The organism is Domibacillus iocasae (genome assembly GCF_001750285.1).
GTDB classification, from domain to species: domain Bacteria; phylum Bacillota; class Bacilli; order Bacillales; family Domibacillaceae; genus Domibacillus; species Domibacillus iocasae.
In genome coordinates this window covers 201,135-212,939 of the sequence record NZ_MAMP01000021.1, presented here as the reverse complement: position 1 = coordinate 212,939, position 11,805 = coordinate 201,135, and the positions used below count along the sequence as shown (strand labels likewise).

The following is an 11,805-nucleotide window of genomic DNA, read 5'->3' as shown; positions in this document are numbered from 1 at the left end:
TTACTTCCGATATATTTCTAATATATTCCTTATCCTTCTTTTTACCGTCCGGTTCGAGGATTCATCCCGAAGCACATCAACGGGGAAATACAGTTTATGATCGGTCCGCCGTTTGCCGGAAATGGCTTCAACTATGTCTGAACGGCTGGACAATTCCTGCAGTGTTTCATCGTCTTTCATCAGTAAATAAATCGGCTGCCGCTCCGATTCAATACCCGGCCGGTAAAAATCGTAAGGCAGGTCAGATGATGAATCGTGGACAAGGTAATATTCCGGATCAATGCCCGCTTTTCGAAATAAATCTTCCAGCTCTGCATATTTTTCCTGCTCCGCCGCCGGATCAAACTCAATGTATTTAAATAAATTCCGGTTCATGAACCGGCTGCACAAATCTTTCAAAATCTCGTCTTCTTCCTCCTGCCAGACATGAAAATAAAACATCACAACCGATTCATCCAAATTTACATACTCTTCAAGCGAGCAGTCTCCTTCAAACAGCGATGCAAAGTGAACCGGCTTCTGTCGAAATGAATAGCTCTGTTCATATAATTCTTTTGCCCGGTGCAATGTTTTAGACAGCAGCACTTCCGCACTTCGCGTCACCGGGTGAAAATAAATTTGCCAGTACATTTGATAGCGGCTCATAATGTAATCTTCCACCGCATGCATGCCGCTTAATTTAAAAACAGCCTGCTCCGCGCGTGGACGGATAACCCGCAAGATACGCTCCATATCAAAATGGCCGTAGCTCACGCCCGTGTAATACGCATCACGCTGCAAATAATCCATCCGGTCCGCATCAATCTGGCTCGAAATTAAGCTTACAACCAGTTTATTCGGATATGTCTTATTAATGACCGCGGCTACTTGTTCCGGGAAATCTTCACTCACTTTGGACAGCACCCGGTTAATATCTGTATCACCAAGGACGATCCGCTTCGTGTATTCTTCATGATCGAGTCCGAATACTTTTTCAAATGAGTGAGAAAATGGACCGTGGCCGACATCGTGCAAGAGCGCCGCGCAAAGGCTGACAAGCCGCTCCTCCGCATTCCATTCCGGTCTGCCGCGAAAAATATCATCGACAATCCGGCGGACAATTTCATAGACACCGAGAGAATGGTTGAACCGGCTGTGCTCTGCTCCATGGAAGGTGAAGTACGTTGTACCGAGCTGGCGAATTCGACGCAGCCGCTGAAACTCTTTTGTGCCGATTAAATCCCAAATCACCACATCCCGCACATGAACGTAGCGATGAACCGGATCTTTAAACACTTTCTCTTCTTTCAACTTCTGCTTCGCGTAGCTCACATATGCGCCCCCAGTCTCTTTTTTTGTCCATTATAACGGAAAAATCAATTATTATGGGAAAATTCGCACTGATGGATGCATATACTGCTAGCAAATAGAAAAAAAATCACCTTTTTTCAAAAGAAAAGGTGATTTGGATTATGACTTTAGCTTTTTCACGATTTTTTCCATGAGCTCATCTTCTGTTAAAGCCGCAACCGGCCGGTTATTGACGAACGCAAACGTTTTTTTGCGGCCAGGACCGCAATAGGACTGGCATTTTACATCGATCGATGCGTCCGGATCTAATTTTTCGAGCTTAGGAATCAACGTTTTAAGATTCACTGCCTGGCAGTCATCGCATACACGAAACTCATTCGCCATGTCTAACATTCCCTTCCGTTCATTCATCACGATATTTTACATGGAAAAAAGCGTGTTTGCAAGCCTACCATGTATAAAATGGCAGATGTCCGGCAATCCTGTTCATAGAGACTATTTTTCATAAGGAGAGATGATAAGATGAAAGTTCGTCAAGATGCCTGGTCAGAAGAAAATGATTTGCTGCTCGCTGAAACAGTTCTCCGCCATGTACGTGAAGGAAGCACGCAATTGAACGCATTTGAAGAAGTTGGTGACATCTTAAACCGGACATCTGCTGCTTGCGGATTTCGCTGGAATGCCGTCGTCCGTACACAATATGAAAAAGCGCTCGGTCTCGCTAAAAAGCAGCGAAAACAGCGAAACCGTACGATTGAAAAAAAAGTGCTGTATACGCCTCCCGCCCAAGGAACGTTAACAATGGCAGATGTTATCGGCTACTTGCAAACCATTGATTCAATTGATGCTGTCAAAGCAGAAAACGAAAAGCTTCGCGCTGAAAACGAACAATTGCAGCATAGATTAGATCAAATCGAGCAGTCTTCCGAAATTATGCAGGAAGACTATGAAACATTGATGAAAATAATGAATCGTGCCCGTAAATTTGTTGCCCTTGATGATGAAGAAAAGCAGGCTGTGACATTTAAGATGGAACGAAACGGCAACCTGGAAAAAGTAGCGGAGTGAGTTTAAGCGAGTGCTTTATCGTTCCGTTCGATGACCCGCTGTAAATATCCGTCAAATACATCTGCTTCAAATGAAGTCATGGAGCCGCCTTCAAGCGGTCCGCCCATTTCTTTTAATGACTGAAGAAAACGGATGATCACGTTCTGGATTGTCAGCGGTTCTCCAGTCAGCTCCGCAAGAGACGCCATTACATCCGGCTTAATATTCGGATAGACCCATTTCGTCTCATCATTTCGTTTAGCCGCTTCATAAAATGTGCGAATCTCCGCAGCCCGGTCTGATCCGCTGCCATTCACACACAAATAAATTTGAACAGCGACACCTTTTTTTAAACGGCGCTGTGAAATTCCGGCGAACTTCTTTCCGCCGATACTAAGATCATAGCTTCCAGGGCAGTAAGAACCGACAACTTCATAGGCATCGATATTGGCTTGTGGAAACATATGGCGAATAAGCGCGTACATCGCTTCATAGCCACGGTCAATGTCGATGCCTTTTTCCGTGTCCGGCACAATAAGCGACAAGTTTAACACGCCATCATCAAGAAGCACGGCCAATCCTCCTGAGTTTCGGACAATGACCCGGTAGCCCGCATCTTCCAGTACTTTCACGCCCTCTTTTAAATATGGAAGCTTCGTATCTTGAATGCCAAGAACGACTGTATCATGATGCACCCATGCACGTGCAGTTGCCGGGCTGTGTCCGGCACCGATTGCTGTTGCCAGCGCATCATCCGTCGCAAAGGAATGAATGGGGTTAAAGCCGGGTCCATATGCGGATTGATCGATAAACCGCCAGATCGGCCGGCAGAGGAGCGAGTCTGATTGATCCATAATTATATTCTCCTTCACAAAATGTTTTCTTTTAACTGCAGCTTTGAAGAGCGACGACGGTCCCGGGTGAATGCCACAGGGCGTGGGCAGTTTTGACATACGGCGGCAGGACGCCGCGAAGTTAGCTTTTGATCATTTTATGCTATAGTAGAGTCAGAATACAATACATAGGAGATGAATGAAAATGAGTGAAGCAGCAAAAACACTTGAGGGTTGGTACTGTTTGCATGATTTCCGGTCAATTGACTGGGCATCGTGGAAAATGCTGTCGAGTGACGAGCGGGAAAATGCACTCAGCGAATTCCGCAAGTTTCTTTATAAATTGGAAGCCACACAGGAGTTGAAAGAAGGCAGTCATTCATTTTACAGCGTCGTTGGACAAAAAGCTGATTTCATGCTGATGATTTTGCGCCCGACGATGGCCGAATTGAATGTGATTGAAACCGAATTTAATAAGCTGAAAATTGCCGAGTTTACGACTCCGGCCTATTCATACGTATCGGTGGTCGAACTTAGCAACTACCTTTCTTCTGATGAAGATCCCTATCAAAATCCACAAATTCGTGCACGTCTGTATCCGGAACTGCCGAAATCGGAATATGTCTGCTTCTATCCGATGGACAAACGACGCCAGGGCGAAGATAACTGGTATATGCTTCCGATGAAAGAACGCGGTTCCCTCATGCGCAGCCATGGCATGATCGGACGCCAGTATGCCGGCCTCGTTAAGCAGATTATTACCGGTTCTGTGGGCTTTGATGATTATGAATGGGGCGTCACGCTTTACGCAGATGACGTACTTCAATTTAAAAAATTAATTTATGAAATGCGTTTCGATGAAGTGAGCGCACGCTACGGCGAATTCGGCTCCTTTTTTGTCGGCAGCTTGCTGACAGATGAGAAATTCGCACAAATGATGCATGTCAATTAAAGGTTGAAAGGAAACCGCGCCCTCATCGGGCGCGGTTTTTGTTTGTGCGAGTTCCGTAGACAATAGCACCTTTAAATACAAAAATGCATACCTTACAAAGGGAGGTGTTCATTTGCCTGTTGTCGCTTACACAGAAGAGCATTTAAAGCTTTTAGCCCGGCTGATGCGGGCGGAAGCAGAAGGAGAAGGCCCACTCGGGATGCTGATGGTTGGAAATGTTGGCGTTAATCGAACACGTGCAGACTGTCTTGACTTCACTCAAATCCGCAATTTACAAGACAGGGTGTTTCAGTCTCCTGGGGGTTTTGAGGCAACAAAAAAGGATATTTTTACCAATTATCCCGTCAGATAGACATTGATCTGGCACGAAAAGTCGTTAATGGCGGCCGCTATCACCCGGCATCCAATGCACTCTGGTTTTTGAGCCTGCAGGAGAATGCCCTGCTCAATGGTATGGCCAGTCCAATACCGGGCGATTCACAAAGCCCACTGTTTTTTCGCTCTGCTTCGATCCGTTTGTCCACGTGTATATTAATTAAGGGGGAATAGTAAAGATGAATCCTTACGGTTACATGGCAATGCCCGTTCAGCAAGTACCGATGCCTATGCCTGGTGGTCCAAGACAAGGGCAAGGGCAATATCCACCAGGTATGGGACAGGGTCCCGGGCAGGGTGCGGCTCCCGTTCAGCCTACAATGGAAGAATCTTATATCGAGAACATTTTTCGCCTGAACCGGGGCAAAATGGTGACGGTATATACAACATTTGAAAACAATAAAGAGTGGAACGCCAAAGTGTTTCGTGGACAAATCGAAGCAGCTGGACGTGACCATTTAGTTTTAAGTGAGCCTACCGGCCGGCGCTATCTTATCCCTCTTCTCTATTTGGACTATGCCACATTTGAAGGTGAAATTGCTTACGAATATCCGTACCGCTGATAATAAACAGGTGATCCTATATGAGGATCACCTGTTTATTACATATTTTTCACAGCAGCAACAATAACCAAAATCCATGCTGCCAAGAATGCGAGCCCGCCGAGAGGAGTGATCGCACCGAGTTTACTGATGGCTGTGACTGCAAGAATAAACAGGCTCCCTGAGAATAAAACGATACCGGCCAGCATAAGCCAGCCCGACCAGTTAAGCGCCGAGCTTTCTGGGTACTGCCCCATTAAAAAGCCAACGATCATTAAGCCGATTGCGTGAAACATCTGGTATTGAACAGCTGTTTTCCAAATTTCCAAATACTTAGCTTCTACTTTCCCTTCCAATCCATGGGCGCCAAACGCGCCAAGTGCTACTGCTAAAAAGGCATTAACCGCCCCTAAAATAATAAATAATTTCATATTTATGCTCCTTTAAAAATCAAAAATAGAGTCTCCGTTTGACCCGTCCTCTGTTGCAATCCGACCTGGCTGACCCACTACCTGAATAGGCTGCTGTACCGGCTGCGGCGGAACAACGGACGGTATGGGAGAAGCTGTTAGTGCAGGCATTGGCGTTTCCAATCCAATCAGCAGGTCACACATTGATTTAATCGCGTAAATGTGCCGTTCTATCTCATTTGGATTTGCATGTTTAGCGGCATTCATTTCCTGCTCCATCTTTTTCAGTACTTTTTCATACGATACATTCATTTTTTATCACCCACTTTCGACGAAAATTGAAAGCACGGGTGGCCTGATGAACGCTTGACAATAACAGATGGCATCTGCTTTGTTTTAAATCCATACGCACGGCAGCCACGAGGCGATTTTGGATCCCACGTCACGAAAAAATGCCGGCATTTCATGCAATTTGGTTCCGTTTCCAACACATCCCTTCTCTATTGTCATACAATCAACACGTTTCACGTGAAACATTTATATCTTATTTTCCAAACACCAATTGATTGGGTCTTCACCCATTGAGGAAAGTGCATCATTTGCCTTAGAAAATGGACGGCTGCCGAAAAAACCTCGCGATGCGGATAACGGACTTGGATGCGGCGATTCAATGATCACATGTTTTTTAGTGTCGATAAGCGCTTTTTTGCCTTGAGCCGGTCTTCCCCATAATAAAAAAACAGCGGGCTTTTCACGATCGCTAATAAGCTGAATAACCCGGTCCGTGAACTTCTCCCAGCCTTTCCCCCGATGTGAATGAGCCTGCCCTTCCCGAACGGTTAAAACCGTGTTTAATAACAGCACTCCTTCATCTGCCCATTGTTTTAAATAACCGTGATTAGGTATCGCACAGCCAAGATCTTCTTTTAATTCCTTGTACATATTTTTCAAAGAGGGCGGCGGCACAATTCCGGGCTGAACAGAAAAACTAAGACCGTGTGCCTGATTTGGCCCGTGGTACGGATCTTGGCCGAGAATAACGACTTTCACATTTTCATACGGTGTAAAATGAAGCGCGTTAAAAATGTCATTCATGCTTGGATGAATCGTCTGTGTGTTATATTCTTCTTTTAAAAAAGACCGTAGTTCTTGATAATACGGCTTTTCAAATTCGCCTTCAAGCAGCCGCGCCCAGTCATTTATTAAAATCTTTTTGTTCATTTGGCTCACCTCACCTCCTATTATAAAGGAAACAGCTCCTGTTTAAAAATAAAGTGGGCGGGTAAATACAGCTGTAGAACGATGGCCATTAAGTATTAGACTATAAATGACTTTGACAACATCAACGCCATCTAGAAAAGGGCGTTTTTTCTTGTGCATTTTGGAATAGTTTCTTAAACTAGAGGAAGTGTATACAGAGGAGGAATTTCATCATGAAAAAGACATTAACAATTGCAGGATCAGATACGAGCGGCGGTGCTGGCATTCAGGCGGATTTAAAAACATTCCAGGAGCACGGCACGTACGGGATGACGGCATTGACGACGATCGTGACGATGGATCCTGATAACGGCTGGAGTCATGGCGTTTTTCCGTTAGCAATTGATGCGCTCCAAGCACAATTAAAAACGGCAATGTCGACCGGTATTGACGCACTAAAAACCGGGATGCTTGCCACACCGGAAATTATCGAAACAGCAGCAGCATCGATCAAAGCGAACAGCGTCGAAAAAGTTGTCATCGACCCGGTTATGGTATGTAAGGGCGAAGATGAAGTATTAAACCCTGAAGCAGCCGAAGCAACGCGTGATTTGCTTTTGCCACTCGCAACCGTTGTCACGCCAAACTTGTTTGAAGCTTGGCAGTTGTCCGGTGTCGGTCCAATCCGTACGATTGACGATATGAAAGAAGCGGCGAAAAAAATTTATGAGCTCGGTGCGAAAAACGTCGTTGTTAAAGGCGGCAAACAGCTCGAAAGCGACAAAGCGATCGATCTTTTCTATGACGGAAAAGAATTTGTTTTGCTTGAAGGCGAAAAACATAACACGACTTACAATCATGGCGCCGGCTGCACCTTTGCGGCTGCGATTACAGCTAATTTAGCAAATGGGCAGGACGTAAAAGAAGCGGTCAATAACGCGAAAAACTTTGTTAATGCAGCTATTAAACATGGCTGGAAACTAAACGAATACGTCGGTCCAGTTATGCACGGAGCTTATAACAAAAACTAAACAGGAGCACCCGCCGGACAATTGTCCGGCGGGTGCTTTCTTGTCATTCTGTCCATTCAGCCAAAATACGTAATTTTTTCTTCAATTGGTGTTCGTTCTTTTGCTTTTGGCAATTCATCATAATATCCGAACTGCAGCATCGCTAAAATACGTTCACCTGGCTTCACGCCGAGTGCCTGGCGGAATTTTGGCGCGTCAATCCAAGCCGGCGTTTTCCAGCACGTGCCGATTCCTTTTTCCCAAGCGAGCAGCTGGGCGTTTTGAATTAAGGCACTCGCAGCCGAGAAGTCTTCAAGTCGTTCTTTTTGCCGCAGATCTTCTGGAACGATCACAAATACAAATGCGCCTGGAAGCTTAAAGCCAGCCGTTTTTTGTTCCAACTCTTCTGGCGCTAACATATTCCATTTTGGAACTGTGCATTCCTTTATCGTAGTCCGGATCGCCTCTAGCCCCTTTTCAGCTGCGACAACAAAACGCCACGGCTCCCGGTTCCCATGGTTCGGCGCCCAGGCTGCATCTTCTAAAACAGCGGTTATATCTGACAGCGCCACAGATTTGCCGTTAAATTTTTTAATGGAACGTCGTTCTTGAATAATCGTTTTCAGCAAATTAAACACCTCTATCTTAAAGTAATCTCCCTTCCATCATACTGGAAAAGCAGGATTTTCGCTATCCGAATCATTTTTTAGTACAATAAAGCAAGAACTTATTTTGACGGGAGGGCAACGGGCATGGAACCGATTTTACCTGAAAAGGTGCAGGAGCTCATAAACAAGTTTGCCGGTGAAGAAGTTTATCTTCATATGGAAACGACAAATGGCGCTTATGCATCACATTTTAATGAAAAGTTTTTCTCAGCGGGAGCCTATATCCGCAATGCGAAACTTACATATGAACATGGCAAAATTGTCGGTGAGGGGCCATTTCGTGTTGGATTGAAGCTGGCAATCGGCTGGGTATACGCGGAAGGGCTGACACATTACGGATTTGATGAAGATGGCCATTTGCTTTTGGCAGGTCACGACTTTGATGGAAAATTAGCGGTTGCGCTTGAAATGGGCAAAACGCCATTTAAGTAATAGAAAGGATTGAAGACCATGACAGAAACGACGATGGAAATTGAACAAGAACGCCACGTACTCGTCATTTTCCCGCACCCAGATGACGAAGCCTTTGGCGTATCCGGTACAATTGCGGTCCACACAGAGCGTAAAACACCGGTTACCTATGCATGCTTAACACTCGGTGAAATGGGGCGAAATCTCGGCAATCCGCCGTTTGCGACACGTGAGTCGCTGCCGGATATTCGGAAAGCGGAATTGCAAAAAGCAGCGGCTGCGATCGGCATTCAGGATTTGCGCATGATGGGTCTTCGTGATAAAACGCTTGAGTTTGAAGACGATCAAAAAATGATGAATCTTGTAACGGATCTGATTAACGAGTTGGACCCTTCGCTCATTATTACATTTTATCCGGGCTACTCCGTTCACCCGGACCACGAAGCAACAGCACGTGCGGTTGTCCGGGCGGTGCGTGTTTTGGAAGCGGACAAACGGCCAAAGCTGCACTGCGTCGCGTTTGCAAACAATACGCTTGAAGAAATTGGCGCGGCGGATATTCGCTATGACATCCGGCACGTGTATGACAAAAAAATGGACGCGATGAAAGCACACATTTCACAAACGATCTGGATGCTGAAAGATCTAGAATCAAGCGTCGCTGCTGAAGGAAGCGAGCTGCACGATCGTTTTAACTATGAGCACTTCTGGACGTACACATTTGATGAAAAAGACAAAGTAAGCGAAATTAAAAGCTGATCTGCGCATGCAGATCAGCTTTTTTTAAATTAGTAAATTAAATAAAATCGGATCATTATTTAATTCTTTATAAGGGAATCCGTTTTCTTCCATTCTTTTCAAAAGCGGCTCGTAATCTTCTTTATACTTCAGCTCAATGCCGACAAGCACCGGTCCTTCATCACGATTCGTCCGTTTTGTATATTCAAAACGAGTAATATCATCCTGCTCACCCAGCACCTGATCCATAAACTTGCGGAGCGCGCCGGCACGCTGTGGGAATGTGACGATAAAATAATGCTTCAATCCTTCGTACATAAGGGAACGCTCTTTAATTTCCTGCATGCGTTCAATGTCGTTGTTGCCGCCGCTCACGACGCAGACAACGTTTTTCCCTTTAATTTCATCTTTGTAAAAATCGAGCGCCGCTACAGACAATGCGCCCGCTGGTTCCGCGACAACCGCATTCTCATTGTACAGCTGAAGAATGGTCGTGCACACTTTGCCTTCCGGAATAACCGAAATGCCATCTAATACGTCCATGCAAATATCCATTGTCAGATCGCCTACTTGTTTTACAGCCGCGCCGTCGACAAATGGATCAATGGTATCGAGGCGAGTCACCTGTCCACTGTTTAGCGATGCTTTCATGCCAGCCGCTCCTTCTGGCTCTACACCGATCAGCTTTGTCGATGGACTGATGCCTTTTAAATACGAACCGATACCCGCTGCCAGGCCCCCGCCGCCGATTGAACAAAACATGTAATCAATCGGCACCTGTATATCATTTAAAATTTCCACCGCAACTGTTCCCTGCCCCGCGATCGTCCGGTAGTCATCAAATGGGTGAACAAACATTTTTTCCTCTGCCGTGCAATATTCCATTGCTGCTGTGTATGAGTCATCAAACGTATCTCCTGTTAACACAACAGATACTTTGTCCCCACCGAACCGCTTCACTTGCGATACTTTTTGGCGTGGTGTCGTGGACGGCATAAAAATCTTTCCTTCGATTCCTAGCGCAAGGCATGAATACGCAACACCCTGGGCATGATTGCCGGCGCTCGCGCAAACGACTCCTTTTGCCCGCTCTTCTTCTGTGAGGCTGCGGATAAAGTTGTATGCGCCGCGCAGCTTAAATGACCGGACAATCTGTAAATCTTCACGTTTTAAATACACGTTACAGCCGTAACGTGTGGATAAAATTTCATTTTTCTGAAGCGGCGTCTTAATAACCACGTCTTTGAGCACCTGGTTCGCCACAACGATTTCTTCTACCGATACTTTTGACAAGGCGAATTCTCCTTCTAATTACGAATTTTAAGAATTATTGTATCATTTGACCATGCTTCGTTCCAGTGCATCTTCAATTGCTTTCGCCACGCCGCTGTCTTCATTTTTCGCCGTTTCAAATCGGGCCGCTTTTTTTATGTTTGCGTCCGCATTCCCCATCGCGTACGAATAGCCGACACGCTCAAGCATCGACAAATCATTGTAGTTGTCGCCAACAGCCAGGGCATCTTTCATCGACAGGCCTTTTGATGCCAAATAATTTTCCAGCGTAATCCCTTTTTGCGCCTGAGCGTTCGTCACTTCCAGGTTTTCGTTTCCTGAAGAACTGACAGCTACTCCGTCGATTCCTTCAAGCCGGTCAGCCGCTTTTTGCAATAGGTCATAATCCGTTGAAAAAACGAAAAATTTGTAAATGTGCTCATTTGTGTCTCGAATGATTTCTTCATAATCGTTCACTTGCTTTACAAGACCGCGATCAATACGGAGCCGTGCCCGTTCACGAATATCTTCTACTTTTGTTTCCGGATGCGCGGACAGCACGATATCAATCAGCAGCTCGACTGCTTTTTCCGCATTGTCTGTATAAGTTGCTTGATTTGTATACACTTCAAAGTAAACGCCGACATCTTTCAAGCGGCGGTACAAATCGTATGCGAGATCATCTTCAAGCGCGGTAAATTGAATGATTTCGCCTTTCACATCGCGCACTTCCGCCCCGTTTACCGCAATAATCGGGCACTCAATGCCGGTTCCATCAAGTGCAAAACGGGCTTCCATATATGATCGGCCTGTGGCAACAACGACTTCGATGCCAAGCTCCTGCGCTTTTTTTATGGCGGCGCGGTTCGCTGCGCTTACTTCCATTTTTCCATTCAGTAACGTTCCGTCCATATCCGTTGCGATGCTTGTAATCATTCATGTCACCTTCTCGTTTATATTTAATCCCTTCCTATTTTAACATGAAAATAGTTCGGAATCCGGAAAAATGCTGGAACGTTGCGGCTTAAAGGATGTAAGCGGTATCTAAATTCAGTAT

General features: G+C 45.6%; 15 protein-coding genes and 1 pseudogene. 7 read left to right on the top strand and 9 right to left on the bottom strand.

Annotated features, from left to right (window positions below):
* Both BA724_RS09810 and BA724_RS09805 read right to left on the bottom strand, forming a co-directional pair.
* Entirely contained in the window at positions 1-1,311 is a 1,311-nt protein-coding gene (locus tag BA724_RS09810; RefSeq protein ID WP_069938484.1) for an HD domain-containing protein, read from the bottom strand.
* 138 nt (positions 1,312-1,449) lie between these two features.
* Positions 1,450-1,674, bottom strand: coding sequence for a YuzB family protein (locus tag BA724_RS09805; protein WP_069938483.1), 225 nt, complete (start codon positions 1,672-1,674; stop codon positions 1,450-1,452).
* 138 nt (positions 1,675-1,812) lie between these two features.
* On the opposite strand from BA724_RS09805, the gene BA724_RS09800 reads away from it, so the two are divergent.
* Positions 1,813-2,358: an RsfA family transcriptional regulator gene (locus BA724_RS09800; protein ID WP_069938482.1), complete on the top strand. Its 546-nt coding sequence runs from the start codon at positions 1,813-1,815 to the stop codon at positions 2,356-2,358.
* 2 nt (positions 2,359-2,360) lie between these two features.
* Here the strand turns inward: BA724_RS09800 and lipL are convergent, their stop codons facing one another.
* The gene (gene lipL / locus BA724_RS09795; protein ID WP_069938481.1) at positions 2,361-3,191 is read right to left on the bottom strand and encodes an octanoyl-[GcvH]:protein N-octanoyltransferase; all 831 of its coding nucleotides are present in this window, start codon (positions 3,189-3,191) and stop codon (positions 2,361-2,363) included.
* 184 nt (positions 3,192-3,375) lie between these two features.
* On the opposite strand from lipL, the gene hemQ reads away from it, so the two are divergent.
* The 3 genes and pseudogenes from hemQ (at position 3,376) to gerQ (ending at position 5,060) form a co-directional block, all read left to right on the top strand.
* Complete coding sequence (gene hemQ, locus BA724_RS09790) at positions 3,376-4,122, top strand: hydrogen peroxide-dependent heme synthase (RefSeq protein WP_069938480.1); 747 nt, start codon at positions 3,376-3,378, stop codon at positions 4,120-4,122.
* 112 nt (positions 4,123-4,234) lie between these two features.
* Positions 4,235-4,657: pseudogene (locus BA724_RS09785) on the top strand (cell wall hydrolase).
* Between the two features lie 19 nt (positions 4,658-4,676).
* The gene (gene gerQ, locus BA724_RS09780) at positions 4,677-5,060 is read left to right on the top strand and encodes a spore coat protein GerQ (RefSeq protein ID WP_083256173.1); all 384 of its coding nucleotides are present in this window, start codon (positions 4,677-4,679) and stop codon (positions 5,058-5,060) included.
* A gap of 38 nt (positions 5,061-5,098) precedes the next feature.
* Here the strand turns inward: gerQ and BA724_RS09775 are convergent, their stop codons facing one another.
* From BA724_RS09775 to BA724_RS09760, 3 genes are all read right to left on the bottom strand, one after another.
* A complete protein-coding gene (locus BA724_RS09775; RefSeq protein WP_069938479.1) occupies positions 5,099-5,470 on the bottom strand; it encodes a DUF423 domain-containing protein in 372 nt (123 codons plus the stop codon).
* A gap of 12 nt (positions 5,471-5,482) precedes the next feature.
* Positions 5,483-5,761 (bottom strand): YwdI family protein, encoded by a 279-nt coding sequence (locus BA724_RS09770; protein ID WP_069938478.1) that lies wholly within the window; start codon positions 5,759-5,761, stop codon positions 5,483-5,485.
* Positions 5,762-5,986: 225 nt separating this feature from the next.
* Positions 5,987-6,670, bottom strand: a complete 684-nt coding sequence (locus BA724_RS09760; protein ID WP_069938477.1) for a uracil-DNA glycosylase — start codon at positions 6,668-6,670, stop codon at positions 5,987-5,989.
* Between the two features lie 212 nt (positions 6,671-6,882).
* On the opposite strand from BA724_RS09760, the gene pdxK reads away from it, so the two are divergent.
* Positions 6,883-7,680 (top strand): pyridoxine/pyridoxal/pyridoxamine kinase, encoded by a 798-nt coding sequence (gene pdxK / locus BA724_RS09755; protein WP_069938476.1) that lies wholly within the window; start codon positions 6,883-6,885, stop codon positions 7,678-7,680.
* A gap of 56 nt (positions 7,681-7,736) precedes the next feature.
* Here the strand turns inward: pdxK and BA724_RS09750 are convergent, their stop codons facing one another.
* Complete coding sequence (locus BA724_RS09750; protein WP_425389015.1) at positions 7,737-8,288, bottom strand: nitroreductase family protein; 552 nt, start codon at positions 8,286-8,288, stop codon at positions 7,737-7,739.
* A gap of 123 nt (positions 8,289-8,411) precedes the next feature.
* Here BA724_RS09750 and BA724_RS09745 point away from each other — a divergent pair, with 123 nt between their 5' ends.
* Together BA724_RS09745 and bshB2 are read left to right on the top strand one after the other, a co-directional pair.
* Positions 8,412-8,759, top strand: coding sequence for a YojF family protein (locus BA724_RS09745; RefSeq protein WP_069938474.1), 348 nt, complete (start codon positions 8,412-8,414; stop codon positions 8,757-8,759).
* A 39-nt stretch (positions 8,760-8,798) separates the two neighbouring features.
* A complete protein-coding gene (gene bshB2 / locus BA724_RS09740; protein WP_069938662.1) occupies positions 8,799-9,497 on the top strand; it encodes a bacillithiol biosynthesis deacetylase BshB2 in 699 nt (232 codons plus the stop codon).
* Between the two features lie 24 nt (positions 9,498-9,521).
* Here the strand turns inward: bshB2 and ilvA are convergent, their stop codons facing one another.
* Together ilvA and BA724_RS09730 are read right to left on the bottom strand one after the other, a co-directional pair.
* Complete coding sequence (gene ilvA / locus BA724_RS09735) at positions 9,522-10,769, bottom strand: threonine ammonia-lyase IlvA (protein WP_069938473.1); 1,248 nt, start codon at positions 10,767-10,769, stop codon at positions 9,522-9,524.
* Positions 10,770-10,811: 42 nt separating this feature from the next.
* Positions 10,812-11,684, bottom strand: coding sequence for a Cof-type HAD-IIB family hydrolase (locus BA724_RS09730; RefSeq protein ID WP_069938472.1), 873 nt, complete (start codon positions 11,682-11,684; stop codon positions 10,812-10,814).
* Positions 11,685-11,805 lie beyond the last annotated feature (121 nt).

What these genes read in the sequence shown, in the direction of transcription:
- BA724_RS09730 (WP_069938472.1), bottom strand. Translation starts at nt 11,684, where the DNA reads ATGATTACAAGCATCGCAACGGATATGGACGGAACGTTACTGAATGGA.
- BA724_RS09775 (WP_069938479.1), bottom strand. Translation starts at nt 5,470, where the DNA reads ATGAAATTATTTATTATTTTAGGGGCGGTTAATGCCTTTTTAGCAGTA.
- pdxK (WP_069938476.1), top strand. Translation starts at nt 6,883, where the DNA reads ATGAAAAAGACATTAACAATTGCAGGATCAGATACGAGCGGCGGTGCT.
- BA724_RS09745 (WP_069938474.1), top strand. Translation starts at nt 8,412, where the DNA reads ATGGAACCGATTTTACCTGAAAAGGTGCAGGAGCTCATAAACAAGTTT.
- BA724_RS09760 (WP_069938477.1), bottom strand. Translation starts at nt 6,670, where the DNA reads ATGAACAAAAAGATTTTAATAAATGACTGGGCGCGGCTGCTTGAAGGC.
- gerQ (WP_083256173.1), top strand. Translation starts at nt 4,677, where the DNA reads ATGAATCCTTACGGTTACATGGCAATGCCCGTTCAGCAAGTACCGATG.
- BA724_RS09805 (WP_069938483.1), bottom strand. Translation starts at nt 1,674, where the DNA reads ATGGCGAATGAGTTTCGTGTATGCGATGACTGCCAGGCAGTGAATCTT.
- BA724_RS09800 (WP_069938482.1), top strand. Translation starts at nt 1,813, where the DNA reads ATGAAAGTTCGTCAAGATGCCTGGTCAGAAGAAAATGATTTGCTGCTC.
- hemQ (WP_069938480.1), top strand. Translation starts at nt 3,376, where the DNA reads ATGAGTGAAGCAGCAAAAACACTTGAGGGTTGGTACTGTTTGCATGAT.
- lipL (WP_069938481.1), bottom strand. Translation starts at nt 3,191, where the DNA reads ATGGATCAATCAGACTCGCTCCTCTGCCGGCCGATCTGGCGGTTTATC.
- BA724_RS09770 (WP_069938478.1), bottom strand. Translation starts at nt 5,761, where the DNA reads ATGAATGTATCGTATGAAAAAGTACTGAAAAAGATGGAGCAGGAAATG.